Source organism: Calothrix sp. CCY 0018 (assembly GCF_963920925.1).
In the GTDB taxonomy this organism is placed as follows: domain Bacteria; phylum Cyanobacteriota; class Cyanobacteriia; order Cyanobacteriales; family Nostocaceae; genus Rivularia.
The window spans coordinates 254,949-272,197 of sequence record NZ_CAWUDI010000002.1 but is presented as its reverse complement, the minus strand read 5'-3'; the positions used below and the strand labels follow the sequence as shown (position 1 = coordinate 272,197).

Here is a 17,249-nt window from a genome sequence, read left to right as displayed (position 1 = left end):
TAGTCTTAGGTCAAGTTGGACGTAACGTTGGCGCTGGAATGACTGGTGGGTTGGGATATTTCCTAGATGAACAAGGTAATTTCCCCGAACTAATTAATCCGGAAATCGTTAATATTCAGCGAGTAGTCACAGACGCAGGAGAAAAGCAGCTTAAAGATTTGATAACCGCTCATTTTGAACGTACCGAATCGGCCAAAGCGAAAATGATTTTGGATAACTGGCAAGAATTCCTACCAAAATTCTGGCAAGTAGTACCTCCTTCTGAAGCTGATTCTGCTCAAGCCTCAGAAGGAGAAAAGCAGTTGAGTAAGGTTTCTTAGTGGTTTGTAGTAGCGCTGTCTAGCCTAGGGCACGGCTGACGGCGAACGCATGATATTCCGGAATCCGGAGGCGAAGACAGCGCTACTACGAACCTTTTTACCCATCACAATTAATGTAGTTGATAAAAAGGTTTTAAATCCAAATTAGTAAGGGTACGGCGAATATTGCCGTACCCTTTCATTTATTAGCCATGAAAACTCAATTTTAGATTTGAAAATCAATTAATAGGGATTTTATTTAGTTAAGCAACCAGATAACCAGCAACTAACCACTAACCACTAACAACTTACAACTTACAACTATTTATTATTTTGCGCCGTTACAGTGTTTTTCTGCTTCTCTTCATGCTCTAGCAATTCTGGAATAGTCACAAAACGATAACCTTGTTTTTTCAATTTGCTTATCATCGTTGGTAAAGCAGCAACAGTATTCTTACGAGGGCCACCACCATCATGCAACAGCACGATACCACCAGGGCTTGACTGTTTAATGACTCTATTTACTAATGTAGGAGCGGAAGGACGAGCATAATCCATAGAATCAGCAGACCACATGACTACCGTGTAATCTTTACTTTTTGCATAGGCAGCTAAACCATTGTGCAACATTCCACCGGGGGGACGAAATAAAGTAGTTTTAGTACCCGTGGTTTTATAAATCAGGTCTGAGGTGCGATCTATTTCTAAAGCTGCGGCTTGTTTGTTGAAATAATGGTACCAATGATGCCAAGTATGATTGCCGATAGTGTGACCTTCACCTACTATTCGCTTTCCTAAATCAGGATATTCATTTAATACTTTTCCAACAACAAAAAACGTTGCCTTGATCTTATTTTTTTTCAATATTTCCAATATCTGAGCAGTATATTTCGGCCAAGGGCCATCATCAAAGGTAAGTGCAATTAATTTATCGTTTGGAGCAAGTTTTGCTTGCTTGATTATTTTGCCACGAAAACTTTTTGGCACTGTATCAAGGACACCTTTAGATATCGCTTCCTGTCGCCAAGTAGCAAGCATAGCACCTTGAAAATCTTCGATTCGAGATAGCGAACCAGATATGGCTTTGATGTTTTCACTTTTTATTTGCTGCCTGCTAGTTGCACTGGTAGCATTCCGATTAATAGGCAGCATAAATCCAAGCGCAAAACTACCACATAAGGCGGTAAGGGCGATCAATATTCCTTGAGGTAAACCTAACGACTTCTTATTTTCCACCAGACACGGCTCCTTCATGACCAAACCGTCATTCACGGATATGACGGTAAGTTATAACACAATTCCTCTATTTCCTTGTTACCCGATCGTTCTCTAATAATCCTGAAAAATTAAGCTTATTGTTAACAAAAATTTGCCTTTAGAGGCAGATGGATTTTGCTAACTCAAATCTAAATTTAAGATTTAATTAACGAAAATTTTTTACAGCTATCAATAAGCAAATGCGCTACACATTAAGTATAATTTTCACTATTACTCTGGTTCATTTTACCCTTTAGGAATAATTTGTCCATTCAAAATAAGGTTAAAATTTTCACCAGATAATACTTACTTTGTAAACTCACCATTCTCACAAGACGCTATGCAATATAATTTGGTTTCATCTAGTTAAAAGATAGCAATTAGTCCAATCTAGATGCTCGCAAAGCTATTCATGTTTAAAGCTGTTATTATTTGCAGCGATTATATAAAATACATAAGTACTATTGTTGCCTGTGTCTATATGTATTTAACCGATTAATTATCTACCGATATCGAAAGATAATAAGCAATTATTTTATACATTTACAATTAGTTATATAAACTCGGAAATGTAACATATAAATAATGACAAATACATATGTAAATGCAGACAGTAAAAACACTGAAATTATCAATATCGAAAGATATCTTTATAGAATTGCGGTTTAATATAAGCTTATTTAAGCATTTTCAAGTCAGTATTCTTGTAATAGAAAGTACATATATAATTTTATTTATCAGAAGAATTTAATGCGATCGCAAATTGTTACGATACAAGAATTTTTGATAGATATATAACTTCTAATAACAGGATTTTATTTACTTAGTTAATTTAATTACTGTTACCACAGTGTGACGTGTATTAAAGCACGTTTATTAAATATCAAGATGACACTCATTAAAGCCAAAACGACAGCTATGCCCTAGTTTTACTTTGACTTAGATACTAATCTGGATGCGTCTGCTTTTGAGTAAATTAGAGCTATATCCGTATGGTTAGTAACCTGCTATACACCTACACATCGAATATTATATAACAAAACATCGCTTTTGATAAGCGAATTAAATTTTTATTTATAATCGGATTTTTCACGCAACCCACTGATTGTGGGCAAACTGTACGGCTAAACTAGCTAATATGACTGCGAAAAAACCCAAAATAGCATATCCCCAACTGCGATCGCGATTAAGTAACAACCCTAACGCAAAGGACAAAGAGATAATTCCATAAGCATAGCGCTCCACAGAAGCGGTAAGTCCGGTATTAAGTATTAAAGCGTATGAAAAGAAACCGTAAACCGCAGCAGTTAAAGGAATTTTGGCTCGCCAATACCATAATAAATAAAGTCCGCCAAAGACAATAACTATCTTAACTAAAAGAATTTTTCCGAATGGATTTCCTGCTGTTAACCATAATGGTTCACCTATACCCAACCATAACAACAACCATAAAAAATAAAATAGACTGCGTAACTTAATATCAGATAATTGTTGACGAAAGCGCCATAGCAAAAAACCACTGACAACAATTAATCCAAATAATAACGGAGAACTTAGAACAATTTGCGTACTCATATTCCACCAACCTTGCCAAGCAAATCCCGTGGAATCTCGCCAACCTTTTTGTACGTGGACAAATGCTAAAGCGTCACCAAATTTAATTAGACAATACAAACTAAAAAGAAAAGCACCAACGCCGACGGCGAAACTAGCAAGATAAGCTTTTACATTTCTACCCTGTTTCCAAGTAACAAATAAAAAAGCTGGAATTAACATAACTCCAGTGATTCTGGTTGCTGTAGATAAAATTCCCCAAATTGCCGCCCATAAATGTTGTTTTTTATCGAAAGCCCGTAAAGCAGCAGTACTAAATAATAAGAATAATCCTTCAGTATAAATAACACTTCCGTAGAGAGAATAAGGACACCAAGCTAAAACAGCAGTACTCCAGCGAGCAGCACTTGTACCATGAGTTTCTTTTACCCAAGAATAAAAGACAATTAAAGCACCTAAAAACGCGGCATTATTTAATAAAGTGGCTGCCACTTGAAAAGGCAAGCCGAAGTACATAATTACACGAGTGAGTATTGGTAAAAGTGGAAAAAAAGCTACAGAATATTGTTTGCCATCATTGATAAATTCGTAACCAACAACAACAATTCGGTGATACCAGATGCTATCCCATGCATAGAAAGCATCCCAACCAAAAGTAGGAGCTTGAGCATTTTCGGCGATGGGAAGTGAAGGTGCAATTAATAACATTGCTACAATAATTACTACTCGGCTAAAAAGCCACATAGCTGTAGCAAAAAAGAAACCGTTATCTAAAATATTTTTAGATTGAGTCATTCGATTTTGGTTTTAGATTTTAACAACGGATGCGTGTCTTTTAGATTTTAGATTTTATAAATTTCATATTTCAGGTTTCGAGTATTTTAAATTATCATCTGCTTAAAAACTAGAAACTTAGTTTATTTTTCTAAGAGGTTGTTTGAAAAGTATCGATATAGAACTCATTATTGCTTCGATCCCCCCTTCCCCCCCTTGAAAATGGGGGTTAAAGTCCCCCTTTTTTAAGGGTGATTTAGGGGGATCTTAAAAGTCTAAAGTCTTATTTATGACTTCCCAAACATCCTCTAAATTCCTGTTCCTAATTACCAACTCCCTAATTCTTCTCACTTTTGCCAAACGACTAAAATAACTCCACAAACAATCAAACTCAAACCTGCAAGACGCATCAAAGGAATAGATTCTTTAAAAACGAAATAGCCTAGCAACACCGAAAAAACGTAAACTAAGGAAGCTGACGGCCCTGCTACACTTAAATTAACTCTAGTTAGTAGAAGAATATAAACAACAGCACCGACACCATAACAAGCTAACCCCATCAATAATTCCGAAGTTGTAATAATGCCCAAAATTTGCTGTAGAGCATTTGTTGCATCAACTCTACCTAATTTTCCCGCACCTATTTTTAAAAATAATTGTCCCGTTACGCTTGCAGAAACCGACAAAAGCAGCAAACAAAATTCTTGCCAAGACATAGGAATTTTAGTTGTTAGTTGTTGGTTGTTAGTTGTTGGTTGTTAACTCCTAATTCCTAACTGATAACTGATGACTGCTAACTGCTAACTGCTAACTCTTTCTTTACTCCTAACTCCTCTCATTTCTTTGACGGTATAAATTGGTCTTCCTTTGACTTCTTCGTAAATACGACCAATATATTCGCCTAAAATACCGATACAAAATAACTGTACAGAACCCAAAAAAAACAGTGCAATTGTAATCAAAGTGTAGCCAATTAAAGGAGAAGCAGGGTCAAATAAACGCCAATATAAAACCAACAATATCATTAATAAGGCTGCTGCTGCTGAAAGCATTCCTAAATAAGTGGCCAGCTTCAAAGGAACTCTTGAAAAAGAAATAATCCCATTGATAGCTAATGCCCAAGATTTAGCAAAAGAATATTTTACTTTGCCAGCGAAACGCGGATCTCTTTCAAATGGTATTGCTGTTTGGCGAAAACCAACCCAAGCACGCAAGCCGCGTATATAACGATTGCGTTCGGGCATAGCATTTAAAATATCAACTATCTCTCTATCCATCAAGCAGAAATCCCCAGTATCTGAAGGGATATTTACATCAGCTAAACGTCTTAAAATACGATAAAAAGCATAAGCTGTAAATCGTTTTAATGCACTTTCTTTTTTACGAGAAAGACGTTGGGCGTAAACTACTTGATAGCCTTGCCGCCATTTTTCAATCATTGGTAAAACTAGTTCTGGTGGATCTTGTAAATCCGCATCCATTACAACTACTGCTTCACCTTTAACATTATTTAAGCCAGCCGTTACAGCTATTTGATGACCAAAATTACGAGCCAAACTGATGTATTTAAAACGATAATCGCGCTCGTATATTCCACGCATTAAATTTAAAGAATTATCCCGGCTACCATCATCAATAAAAATTAATTCTGCTTCACCATCTAGCTGCTCGATAACACCTTGCAAACGATGATAAAGTTCGGGAATGTTTTCTTCCTCGTTATAAATTGGGATAATTATAGAAACTGTTGGTTGAGTCATTTTGAGTCAGTTAGCAGTTATCAGTGAACAGTGAACAGTGAGCAGTCATCAGTTAGCAGTTAAAATAATTATCTACGCTCTCTCCCCCTCTCCCCTCTCTTCCAATGCCCAATGCCCTATTCTCTATTCACCATTACCTGTTCCCTTAATTAACTATTCTGTTTTTTTGCTAAGAGTAAAACTGATACGCCAAAAGGTAGAGTAAATTTATCGATCAAATAACGTTCGCTGGCAAATAACCATTTTAAAATTTGATTAACTGGTTTTGATGGTACTACTAAATCGCTACTAATTTGATTTGTGTTCTGTTTTGGTAACAGTTTTGCTAAAATACGCACTATTACAACCAGGGGAAATAAAAAAGTATTAAAATAGCTACCGTAACTTACCTCATAGCCTGCTTTTTTTACCACCTGTTTCAAGGCTTTTAATCGATAGCGGCGCTTATGATGGTTGATATCATCATGTTCGCTCCATAAAAACATATAGGCTGGAACTGTTACTAATAAATAACCTCCAGGCTTTAGTTTATAATACAAGGCTTTTAATGCTGATAAATCATCATCAAGATGTTCTATGACATCCAGTATCAAAATTAAGTCATAATCCGAACTAAAAGGTATATTATCGGGTAGACTACCTCGTTTTACCTTAGTTACTTGTCGTTGATTGGCAAGCTCACAAGCAATTTGATCTAATTCCATTGCCGAAACTTCACCGTAACTAGATAACATTTGTAAGTTACCACCCGTGCCGCAACCTGCTTCTAAGATTTGAGCATTTTTTGGTAAATTTAATCTAGAAATTACCTGTTGTAATATTTGACGACGGGCTACAAACCACCAATGTTTATCTTCTACAGATGCGTATTGTAGGTAAAAATCTTTTTCCATAAGTTATTGTTTATAGGAATTGGGGAGTAGGGAACAGGGAGTAGGGAACGGGGAAGAAAGACAAGAAACTGTGAATAATCGTAATAATTTTTTTTAACACAAAATTAGCATACTAACTACTAAAGAATCCTCACTGTTGCCTATTCCCCTTTCCCCGTTTTCTCTTTTAAAAATATTTAATCAGCATACTATGTACGGCATACGGTAAAAGCGAAATTAAACATATTTTTTAATAAATAAATAAACCTCATCCTGTTGTTTAACTAGCTCAAATAATTGATTATCTTTAAGTTGATTTACTAAATTAGCGGCAAACTCCGGATTTCTACTACCATCAGGATGACGCACGTTTAACAAGATATATTTGAATTGATTTAAGTCTGGAACTCCACCACTCAAATCATCTACAAATTGAATTTTTGAACGATGACTTAAATGAGGGTAAATGCTGTGGGTAGTTAAAACAGCTTCTTTGGTTCCAACTAAGGCTATAGCTTCTCGTGTTGCTTGCCAATTATCGATACTTCTGAGATAGCGCGACCAAAAAAAGCCATATTTACCTAATGCTAAAAAAGCCACTAACGCCCATATAATAATTATTTTAGGGTTCCGCAGCCACGATTTGTTAGCAGCAAGACTGGAAATTACCGCCAAAATTAGAAACGGTAAAATAGGTAAAGAATACTGGTGAATTAAATCCCGTTGCTCTGGTTTTTGGGAAAGAATATTTATTAGTAATGTCGGAATAACACTTATTAAAGGTGCTATATGCTTTGGTGTCAGTCCCCAAATTACAGGTGCGATCAATAATGCTAAATACCCAAAAGTATCTGGAGAAAAAACTTTACCTAATATCAATCCTGGTTTTAGAAATAAATTAGCGATAATATCAAAAACAGAATCACCTAGATAGCTATAACGTTCAACTGCCGCCGCTTCACTGTTACTAAAACTGGGAATAATTAATTGACTTGCAATCAAAAACCACGAACATCCAGCAATCAAAGCAAATGCACCATATACGCGCCGTTTTTCAAATATCAATAGCCAAAAACCCATCGCTGCTACCGTTAGAGATAAAACAGCTTTGCAACCCAAAATAAAAATAGTTCCCGCACAAAACCAAATAATTTTATTAAATCGCGCTGCTAAAACTACTCCTAAAAATACCGGAATAGCCATCACTTCCGGGTGAAATTCAAACAAATTAACGTTAAAAATCAGCGGGTAAAGCAAATAAACTGCCGACATTGTTACAGCTTGATTTTCTTTGAGTTCAGCTTGTTTGGCAAGATAATAAGTAGGAATCGCACCCAAAGCTAAAGAAACAGCCTGCACCCCTAACAGCCAGTAAGCACTAGGATAAATTTTGTAAAGTAAAGCCAGAGGATAAACTGCCCAAGCCGCATGATTACCCATGTGATGAAAACCCAAAATCGAAGAAATAGGCGCTTCTCCTTGACTCATCAGGTAAACAACTTGATCGTAAATTCCTAAATCAAAAGCCCCCGATTGAAATAAAGCGTGTCGCAAACCGCTACAAACAAACAGTAATACTGCCGCAACAGTACTTAGATTAATAATTTTTGTTTTCACCAGAGTTTATTAAAAAAGGTTAAAGGTTAGAGGTCAAAGGTTAAAGGTTAACTCCTCCTTATTTCCCCTTGTCTCCCCATCTTCCCCTCATCTCCCTACCCTACCCATAATTCTTGGGCAAATCTGATCGAAAAAGTTGTGAGTAAAATCGCGAAGAAGCCCATTGTTAAATATCCCCAGCGCGGATAACGGGATAGGAATACACCGAAGGCGATGCTAATCGACACAATACCGTAAACTATACGACTTAGCGACCAAGTTCCTCCGGAAGCTAAAACTAATGCCAAACCACATAAACCATAAGTTGCAGTTACGGGACTCAATTCGTTACGTAGTTTCCATATTAAGTAAGCGCTTCCTATAACTGATACAGTGTTAATTAAAGGGTCTCCAGCTACTAGCCACCAAATTAAAATTAAAGCCGCAAAACCATAGTCTACTTTGGCTTCACCGAGCTTTTTACGAAAACGCCACAACAAGTAACCAACGGCGACAATTAAGCCAAATAATAACGGCTGTACGGGATCTTTTATCCCTCCATTTTTCCAATTTTCAGTCCCGATGGTTATTTGCATCAGCATTTTCCACCAACTTTGCCAATCAAACCCTAAAGATTCACGCCATCCTTTCTGTGCTTCAACAAAGGCTAATGGTTCGTTAAATGTAACCGCACAATACAGACTAAATAAAAGCACTCCCGCTGCCGTAGCTAAACCAGCAATATAAGCAACAGGTGGTTTGCGCTGCTTCCAAGATGCAATTATCAAAGCCGGAATCAATGCTAAACCTGTAGGGCGGGTTGCAGTTGCCAATGCGCCGAACAAAGCAGTCAAACCATATCGACTTTTGTCAAAAGCCTGCATCGCAGCAGCACTGAGAAATAAATATAAACCTTCGGTATAAATAACTCCTGCAAACATTGACGGCGGACACCAAGCTAATACAGCAGTAACCCATCGCGCTTCACTCTCACTGCGGTAGGATTTAACCCAAAAATATACGCAGTAAATTGCGCATAAAAATGCTAAATTATTTACCAGCAATCCAGCAATTTTAAAAGAAAACCCTAAATTCATCAACAGCTTGACAATTAATGGAAACAAGGGGAAAAAAGCCACATTATGCATTTTCCCATCATTAATAAACTCATATCCACTGCTAACTATTTTTTGATACTCTTTACTATCCCAAGCATGAAATACATCCAAGCTAAACGTAGCTTCAACTCCTCCAGAAGGTGCTTGTAATAAAGGTGCAATCCCTAACATGGCAATCCAAATTAACAAGCGACTGCTAAACCACATTGCCGCCGGAAATAATAATTCGTTTATTTTTGAATCTTTCTGCTTTTTTCTAAATAACTCAACTTGCGTCATAAAGAAGGAGTATTGAATATCACTAATTTTTTTGCTCCACCGATTTATATATTTACGAGCAGTTTTGATAAATGTCAATTTTTATTTTTGACAAATTTATCGAATAAATTAGTTTAAATAACTATACAGTTTTTTTAGGTGATAGCAAAACCTCAAGTATTCGAGGATACATAGTAATATAAATTAGCAAATGGGAAACGCTAAGAGCTTACTTATGGTAAAATCCGCGATAAAGAGGGTTTGATTAGCCACTAGTAAGTAAAAATTCACATTTTGCACTTTCAACTCAACAACCGCCTTGGAATAAATTCCCAGGCTCATATATAAAGTCTGATAAATCAGACTGAGCAAGGATTTTAGTGCGTTTCAACGTACTTTGTATATCAGCCTTGAAATTGATTTAAAGGCGGAAAATCGAGCGATTATGACGATGGTGTAAGACATGAGGAAAAACCAAGAGCATATAATCAAACTTTTATACTTCATGCTTAATACTAAGAACCAATTTGCACAACTAAGTTCTCAGAATTCAAAACTAAAGGAACAGTTTCTAAAACTAGACGTTTATAAAAATAAATAAAATATTAAGTAAAACCAATCTATGACAAAATTGATTATTCAAATTCCTTGTTATAACGAGGAAGCGACTTTAGGAACTACACTTTCAGAGTTACCAAAGCAAATATATGGCGTTGACTCTATAGAATTTTTAGTAATTGATGATGGTAGTAAAGATAGAACTGTAGAAGTTGCCAAAGCCTTCGGTGTAGAGCATATTGTTAGCTTGCCACACAATCAGGGTCTTGCAAAAGCTTTCATGGCAGGTTTAGAAGCCTCTTTAAAAGCAGGAGCAGACATTATAGTTAATACTGATGCTGATAATCAATATTGTGCAGATGATATTTCTAAACTTATAGAACCAATTCTTTATAGACAAGCAGATATTGTAGTTGGTGCCAGACCAATTTGGAAGACAAAGCATTTTTCTTTGACCAAAAAGATGCTACAAAAATTTGGTAGTTGGGTAGTTCGTCGTGCCAGCAACACTAACATTCCCGATGCTCCAAGCGGCTTCCGTGCCTTTAACCGCGAAGCTGCTTTGAGATTTAATGTGTTTAATAAATATACATATACATTAGAAACAATTATTCAAGCAGGACAAAAAGGTATGAAGATAACTTCCGTACCTATCAGAACAAATTTTGTAGTTCGTCCATCACGTTTAGTAAAAAGCAACCTTTCCTATGTCGTGCGATCGCTCTTTACAATCCTTCGTATCTTCATGCTATACAAACCGCTGCGTTTTTTCTTTACTTTAGGCAGTGTTCCATTCAGTATAGGAGTATGCTTGGGCATACGCTGGTTAATATTTTTCTTCATAGGAACCGAACGCACTCGCATCCCCAGCTTGATTCTTGCTGCAATATTAATATTAATTGGTTTTCAACTATGGATGTTCGGTTTAGTAGCAGATTTAATGGCAGCAAATCGTCAATTACTTGAAGACAACCAATTACGAATGCGTCGTCAAGAAATGGATCAAGAAAATAAGTTAGGAGTTAGGAGTTAGGAGCTATGGGATTTTGGATTTTAGATTTTAGATTTTGGATTGAAGAAGTTAGTTGGGAGTGAGAAGTTAGAAAGTTTAAATTTCCCCTTGTCCCCTTGTCCCCTTGTCCCCTTGTCTCCCCATCTCCCCATCTCCCCCCATCTCCCCATCTCCGTCAATCCCCAATGCCCAACAAAGATTTATTTGCAATTGAAGCGTTAGCTCAAATCCCGAAGATTCTAACTTTACTAGATCGCAACCCCCACAGCCCTACTTATGGCTGTTTTGACCGTAATTTTTGGCATTATAAAATCATTGATTTCCCTAGTGGGATGGCGCAGGAATTTGTCTATCCTTTGGCTTTAATTTACGATACTGATGTGCCGAATAATCCGTTTTATCGTCAGCCTGTTGTTAAGGATTGGGTGGAAGCGGGAATTTTTTATGCGGCTCGCAGCGCTCATCAAGATGGTTCTTGCGATGATTATTTTCCTTTTGAACGAGCTTCGGGGGCTGCTGCTTTTTCGCTACTGGCTTGTATTGAAAGCTATATACTTTTGGATTTAGAAAATAAATTAGCAAATAATTTAGATAATAATCAATTAGATAATCAAGCGATTTTAAACTTTTTTACAAAACGTGCAGACTGGTTGGCAGAGCATCATGAAAGCGGACAATTAACCAATCATCAAGCATTAATTGTTTTATGTTTGGAAAGATTATCACAACTTTTAAAAACTTCTCGATGGGATAAAGCGAAAGTACAGCGTTTGGAGCGTGTTTTATCGTGGCAAAATGATGAAGGTTGGTTTATTGAATATGAAGGCTGCGACCCTGGATATCATACTTTAACTATTTCGTGTTTGGCAAGAATTTATCAGTTTAATCCAGATATACGTATCAAGGAAGCATTAATTAAAGCTGTAAACTTAGCTGCTGAATTTGTACATCCCGACGGTTCCTATGGTGGGGAATATACCAGCCGCAATACTTATAACTTTTTCCCCCACGGTTTTGAATTAGTTGGGGAATGGATGCCGGAAGGGCTAGAAATTAATCAGCGTTTTTTACAAGGTTTAGCAAATGGATTATCTCCCTGTTATGCTGATGACCATATTATCGGACATCATACATGGAATTATTTGTTAACTTGGCGAGATTTTGTAGAGGAAAGACCATCTATAGATACATTTCAAAATAAATCTCAAAATAAATCTCAAAATAATCGTGTATGGTTACAGAATGCCAAAATATTGATTGATCGCCGCGAAAATACACAGCTATATTTAGCTTTGAATAAAGGCGGAGTTTTCAAGCTATTCCGGGATAATAAATTAATCGTTGCCGATACGCAAATTTCTTTACAGATAAAAGATAAAGGCAAAATAAAAAATGCGGTAGGGCATTTAGTTTCACCTTACAAAATAAATATTAACGATGACGAAATCACTATTAGCGGAAATCTAGGGTGGGCAAAACAAAAGCAAATGACACCGCTTAACTTAATGATTCTAAGAATTGTGATGTTAACTGTGGGAAGATTTTTTCCCGATTTAATTCGCAAGCTATTACAAAGGGTTTTAATTGTTGGTAAAAACGATGCACCATTTTGGTTTACTCGTCAATTTCAATGGCAAAACGGCAAATGGTATGTTGTCGATAAACTGGAAGCGAAAACTTGGGATAACGTGATTTCTGCGGGTATTGGCTGCGATCAAACTTCTATTTATGTTGTGATGAGTCGGACGTTTCAAAAAAGCCAACTACAACCTTGGCTGCATTTAACAGACGAAGTTAAAAAACTCGCTCCTTCTCAACCATTAAAAATCGAGCGCGAATTATGAAAATATAAAAATATGAAAATATGAAAAAACTTATTTCTATCGCTGTTAGTCTGACAATTTTGATAATAATTTACTGGAAAATAGATTTTCCCAAATTAATAGAAGTATTTCAAAATAGCGATAAACTTTGGATGGCAATCAGTTTGGGGATGGTTGTACCCTTAACAATGTTAACAGCTTGGCGTTTGCAACAGCTTACTCCGAGTCGTACCCGTTTGGGATTCGGTGAAGCAAATCGCTTGATTTTAACAGCTAGCGTATTAAATATGGTATTACCCTCAAAAATGGGTGATATAGTAAAAGCTTATTTTATTAAAGAAAAAGGACATTTAGAAGGTTCGCTATCTTTATCTTTAGTAGTATTTGAAAAAGCCTGCGATATGCTATCACTGCTGGTATGGTGTGCCTTTGGATTGACGCTTTATCCTCAAAAAGATTGGCTATTTTCGATAATGACAGCTAGCGTTATCTCTGGTTTAATTATTGGATTATTATTGATTGCTTCTCGTCAGTTTGCTAATTTGATATTTCAGTTTACAGGTAGAATTGCACCTCAGAAAATTAAGTCAAAAATAGCAAAATTGCGCGATTCTTGGAGCGAAATGCATAAATATTTTTGGAGAGACAAACGGCATCTTTTAAAAATTACTCTGACTTCGGTTATTATTTGGTTCGGACATCTTTTACAAATATGGTTTTTTACCCTTGCCCTGAAACAAACGGTTCCTTTTTTAGCAAATTTAGCATTAGCACCTCTGGCAATCTTAGCGGGTTTACTACCACTGACTTTTGCCGGAGTTGGTACAAGAGATGCTGCTTTGATTGCTTTTTATAAACCATATTTGAATGCTCCTACTGCTGCGGCTTTAGGTTTACTTTGTACTTCCCGATATTTACTACCAGCCCTTGGGGGACTTCCTTTTGTAGGTAATTATCTAACTACGATAAAAAAAATGCGTAGTCAAAATTAAATGGGAGTAGGGAACAGGGAACGGGGAATGGGCAACATAGGAAAAAAATTATTACCTACCTATTTAATTGCTAAAGAGCCAATATTATTAAATTGATTTCAGATCAAAATTATGCAGCAAGATATATTAATCGACTCACATCAAAATAGTAAACCCAATCAAAAATATAAAGATTTATTTTCTCCTCAAAAACTGTCTTGGGTTATTATTTGTTTTGGCATTGCAGTCAGACTTGTACAATACCTCTACAACCGCTCTTTGTGGGCTGATGAAGCAGTATTAGCATTAAATATTGTCAATCGTTCCTACTTAGAGCTATTACAACCTTTAGATTACGATCAAGGAGCGCCGTTTGGGTTTTTGATAGTTGAAAAACTAGCAGTTCAAATTTTTGGAAATAATGAATATGCTTTAAGACTATTTCCTTTATTCTCAGGAATCATTTCTTTATTACTATTTTATCAATTAGCAAAACGATTTCTTCGCGGATATGCTGTTCCTATAGCTTTAGCCTTTTTAGCTAGCTTAAACGAATTAGTTTATTATGCAACTGAATTAAAACAGTATTCAAGCGATGTCGCTGTGACATTATTTTCTTGCTTGCTGGTAACAGAGATTTTTAGAAAAAGTCTGAGCATTAATAAAGTAATATTGTTCTCTGTTTTAGGAGCATTAACTATTTGGTTTTCCCATCCAGCCATTTTTGTTTTAGCTGGTTTAGGAGCTAGTTACTTACTAGTTAATCTCTTACAAAATAAAATTTTAAAAAATAAAAATATTAAATTATTTAGAGTATTACTAATATACTCAACTTGGTTAATCAGCTTTGTACTATTTTATTTTGTTTCCGTGCAAAGTTTAAACAAGAATCAAGATTTAATGACATCTTGGGACAGCAAAAATGCTTTTCCTTCTTCTGCTTTTGATCTTATTTGGCTATTTGATGCCTTTGGAAAGTTTTTCTACGATCCATTAGCTTTTAGGGGAATAATGGATGGAGTTGCTATTTTTGCCTTTGTAATTGGCTGTATATCATTATTTTATCGACAAAAAGGAAAACTTTTAATTATACTTTCTCCATTAATTGTGACGTTTTTTGCGGCTTATTTACAGAAGTATCCATTTCGCGGTCGTTTGGTTTTATTTCTGGCTCCTTTTTTTATTTTATTAATTGCGGAAGGAGTACATAGCCTAATTATAAAAGCCCGTTCCAAACCCACGGTTATAGTTGGAATTATACTTTTAGTATCGTTACTTTTTCAACCAATAACCAAAGCTAGTAATCTTTTAATAAATCCAAATTGGAATGAAGAAATTAAGCTAGTACTTAACTATGTAAAATCTCGCGAGCAACCTTCAGATATTTTATATATTTACCAGCGAGGACATTATCAATTTTTGTATTATGCAGATAAATATGGTTATCAAGAAGGAGATTATATTATTGGAGTAGATGATTTAGATAAGTATGACGGCAGGGATTTATCAGATAAAGAACGTCAAAGATATGAAAACGACCTAAATCAGCTTCGTGGAAATAAACGAGTATGGCTGCTTTTTTCTCATTCTCATGTAGGTGCTGAAAATGAAATGATGAAGTCTTATTTAGATAAAATCGGTAAACAAATTGATTACTTTGAAAGTCCCGGTGCTTTCGTTTATTTATACGATTTATCATAATACTCTATCAACATAAAAATGCTGAGTGGGGAGTAGGAAGGAGGGAACAGGGAACAGAGGAAAAGTGAATTTATATATGTTAAATTCAGAAATGAAGTTCAGCAATTAAGTGAATAAAAAGACCGTTCAATGACACATATAACCTTATTAAATAAATCAATTAAATCGCAGCAAAAACTCAATGTTGCTAAATTTATTGCAATCATCATCGCTATCGGAATATTTTTTCGGTTTTATAACTTAGAACAGAAAACTTACTGGTACGATGAAACAATGACTTCTGTACGCATTTCTGGATACGTAAGTCCAGAATTAACCAATGAAGTTTATAACGGTGAGGTTATTAGTATTGAAAACTTTCTGCAAACTTATCAGTATCCTAACGATACAAGAAATCTCAACGATACTATCAAAGCTTTAGCCCATAATCCAGAACATTCTCCTCTTTATTATCTAATGGCGCGTTTTTGGTTGCAAGCTACTGGTAATTCAATATTTAATATTAGATTATTATCTGCTTTGATAAGTTTGCTGGCATTTCCTGCAATTTACTGGTTAACTCAGGAATTATTTAATTCTAAATTAGTTTCTTGGGTGTCAGTTTGCTTAATAGCTATTTCACCTTTTCATGTTTTATATGCTCAAGAAGCACGAGAATATAGCCTATGGATTGTTAGTATTTTTGTTTCTTGTGCGGCGCTACTTTGGGCAATTAGAAAGAAAAAAATACTTCCTTGGATTGTTTACGGTACTACTGTTTCTTTAGGACTTTATACTCATCCTTTTTCTGCGTTTGTATTTGTAGGGCATGGTATATACGTTTTAGTTAGTGAAAATTTCCGATTAACTAAAGCTTTGAAAAGTTATATATTTGCCAGTTTTCTTGGTATATTACTTTTTCTTCCTTGGCTGTTAGTTGCGATCGAGAACTTTTCCAACTTATTAAGTAATACAGACCATGTTAATAGAATTGCCAAAGGATTTTTACCTATTTTATGGGGGTTAAATCTTAGCCGCATTTTCATAGATGTTAATCAAGGTCGTAGTCTGTTTAATCCGCTTACTTATCTGAGTTTATTTTTAGCCTTGTATGCCTTGTATTTTTTATGCAAAACTGTGCCTAAAGCTGGAATATTTATTATTACTTTAATCGGAGTAATTGGACTAGCTTTAATAGTTCCAGATATTATATTATCAGGTCGCCGTTCTACTATTGCTCGCTATGCAACGCCTTGTTTATTAGGAATTCAAGTTGCAGTATCATATTTATTAGCTAGTAAATTGAGGGAAAAATCTAATCAGAAAAAAGGATTTAAGAAATGGCGAAATATTGTTGCTGTTTTGATTGTAGGAGGTATTTTATCTAGTGCAATTAGCTCTCAAGTTCCTATATGGTGGAATAAAGGTGCTTTCAAAACGCGCCATACTCCCGAAGCAGTTAGTATTATAAATCAGTCAGAAAATCCTTTGGTTATTAGTGACATTCCACCTAATGAATTACTTGGATTAACTCATCTATTGCAGAATAAAGTTCATCTTCAGTTAATATCGTCGGCGAAAATTCCACAGATACCAGCATCTTTTGAAGAAGTTTTTATTTATCGTTCTTCTGATGAATTACTAGCAAAATACCAAGCTCAACATAATATTGATGAAATTCAGCCTTTTTTATGGAGAGTAAAAAAAATATAATTAC

The 17,249-nt window shown here is 35.6% G+C and carries 13 protein-coding genes; 6 read left to right on the top strand and 7 right to left on the bottom strand.

The genetic code is table 11. From position 1 onward, the window contains the following. A partial coding sequence (locus ACM03V_RS02625) for a hypothetical protein (RefSeq protein WP_414619188.1) occupies nt 1–320 on the top strand: 320 nt, incomplete at its 5' end. Nucleotides 321–620: 300 nt separating this feature from the next. Here the strand turns inward: ACM03V_RS02625 and ACM03V_RS02620 are convergent. The 7 genes from ACM03V_RS02620 to ACM03V_RS02590 all read right to left on the bottom strand — a co-directional run bounded on the left by ACM03V_RS02620 (nt 621) and on the right by ACM03V_RS02590 (nt 9,509). Continuing rightward, on the bottom strand, nt 621–1,535 hold the full coding sequence (locus ACM03V_RS02620; protein ID WP_414619202.1) for a polysaccharide deacetylase family protein: 915 nt from the start codon (nt 1,533–1,535) through the stop codon (nt 621–623). A gap of 1,110 nt (nt 1,536–2,645) precedes the next feature. Continuing rightward, nucleotides 2,646–3,905 carry a hypothetical protein gene (locus ACM03V_RS02615; RefSeq protein ID WP_414619187.1) on the bottom strand — a complete coding sequence of 420 codons (1,260 nt, stop codon included), beginning with the start codon at nt 3,903–3,905 and terminating at the stop codon, nt 2,646–2,648. Nucleotides 3,906–4,231: 326 nt separating this feature from the next. Next, nucleotides 4,232–4,600 (bottom strand): EamA family transporter, encoded by a 369-nt coding sequence (locus ACM03V_RS02610; RefSeq protein WP_414619186.1) that lies wholly within the window; start codon nt 4,598–4,600, stop codon nt 4,232–4,234. Nucleotides 4,601–4,684: 84 nt separating this feature from the next. Then, a complete protein-coding gene (locus ACM03V_RS02605; protein ID WP_414619185.1) occupies nt 4,685–5,644 on the bottom strand; it encodes a glycosyltransferase family 2 protein in 960 nt (319 codons plus the stop codon). 149 nt (nt 5,645–5,793) lie between these two features. After that, entirely contained in the window at nt 5,794–6,537 is a 744-nt protein-coding gene (locus ACM03V_RS02600) for a class I SAM-dependent methyltransferase (RefSeq protein WP_414619184.1), read from the bottom strand. A gap of 216 nt (nt 6,538–6,753) precedes the next feature. After that, entirely contained in the window at nt 6,754–8,133 is a 1,380-nt protein-coding gene (locus ACM03V_RS02595) for a DUF2079 domain-containing protein (protein ID WP_414619183.1), read from the bottom strand. 95 nt (nt 8,134–8,228) lie between these two features. Further along, the gene (locus tag ACM03V_RS02590; protein ID WP_414619182.1) at nt 8,229–9,509 is read right to left on the bottom strand and encodes a mannosyltransferase family protein; all 1,281 of its coding nucleotides are present in this window, start codon (nt 9,507–9,509) and stop codon (nt 8,229–8,231) included. A 601-nt stretch (nt 9,510–10,110) separates the two neighbouring features. On the opposite strand from ACM03V_RS02590, the gene ACM03V_RS02585 reads away from it, so the two are divergent. From ACM03V_RS02585 to ACM03V_RS02565, 5 genes are all read left to right on the top strand, one after another. Continuing rightward, the gene (locus tag ACM03V_RS02585) at nt 10,111–11,079 is read left to right on the top strand and encodes a glycosyltransferase family 2 protein (RefSeq protein WP_414619181.1); all 969 of its coding nucleotides are present in this window, start codon (nt 10,111–10,113) and stop codon (nt 11,077–11,079) included. A gap of 164 nt (nt 11,080–11,243) precedes the next feature. After that, nucleotides 11,244–12,902 carry a hypothetical protein gene (locus ACM03V_RS02580; protein WP_414619180.1) on the top strand — a complete coding sequence of 553 codons (1,659 nt, stop codon included), beginning with the start codon at nt 11,244–11,246 and terminating at the stop codon, nt 12,900–12,902. Between the two features lie 20 nt (nt 12,903–12,922). Next, nucleotides 12,923–13,873: a lysylphosphatidylglycerol synthase transmembrane domain-containing protein gene (locus tag ACM03V_RS02575; protein WP_414619179.1), complete on the top strand. Its 951-nt coding sequence runs from the start codon at nt 12,923–12,925 to the stop codon at nt 13,871–13,873. 111 nt (nt 13,874–13,984) lie between these two features. Further along, nucleotides 13,985–15,553 carry a glycosyltransferase family 39 protein gene (locus ACM03V_RS02570; RefSeq protein WP_414619178.1) on the top strand — a complete coding sequence of 523 codons (1,569 nt, stop codon included), beginning with the start codon at nt 13,985–13,987 and terminating at the stop codon, nt 15,551–15,553. Nucleotides 15,554–15,682: 129 nt separating this feature from the next. After that, entirely contained in the window at nt 15,683–17,245 is a 1,563-nt protein-coding gene (locus ACM03V_RS02565; protein ID WP_414619177.1) for a glycosyltransferase family 39 protein, read from the top strand. Nucleotides 17,246–17,249 lie beyond the last annotated feature (4 nt).

What these genes read in the sequence shown, in the direction of transcription:
- ACM03V_RS02615 (WP_414619187.1), bottom strand. Translation starts at nt 3,905, where the DNA reads ATGACTCAATCTAAAAATATTTTAGATAACGGTTTCTTTTTTGCTACA.
- ACM03V_RS02610 (WP_414619186.1), bottom strand. Translation starts at nt 4,600, where the DNA reads ATGTCTTGGCAAGAATTTTGTTTGCTGCTTTTGTCGGTTTCTGCAAGC.
- ACM03V_RS02605 (WP_414619185.1), bottom strand. Translation starts at nt 5,644, where the DNA reads ATGACTCAACCAACAGTTTCTATAATTATCCCAATTTATAACGAGGAA.
- ACM03V_RS02600 (WP_414619184.1), bottom strand. Translation starts at nt 6,537, where the DNA reads ATGGAAAAAGATTTTTACCTACAATACGCATCTGTAGAAGATAAACAT.
- ACM03V_RS02590 (WP_414619182.1), bottom strand. Translation starts at nt 9,509, where the DNA reads ATGACGCAAGTTGAGTTATTTAGAAAAAAGCAGAAAGATTCAAAAATA.
- ACM03V_RS02585 (WP_414619181.1), top strand. Translation starts at nt 10,111, where the DNA reads ATGACAAAATTGATTATTCAAATTCCTTGTTATAACGAGGAAGCGACT.
- ACM03V_RS02580 (WP_414619180.1), top strand. Translation starts at nt 11,244, where the DNA reads ATGCCCAACAAAGATTTATTTGCAATTGAAGCGTTAGCTCAAATCCCG.
- ACM03V_RS02575 (WP_414619179.1), top strand. Translation starts at nt 12,923, where the DNA reads ATGAAAAAACTTATTTCTATCGCTGTTAGTCTGACAATTTTGATAATA.
- ACM03V_RS02570 (WP_414619178.1), top strand. Translation starts at nt 13,985, where the DNA reads ATGCAGCAAGATATATTAATCGACTCACATCAAAATAGTAAACCCAAT.
- ACM03V_RS02565 (WP_414619177.1), top strand. Translation starts at nt 15,683, where the DNA reads ATGACACATATAACCTTATTAAATAAATCAATTAAATCGCAGCAAAAA.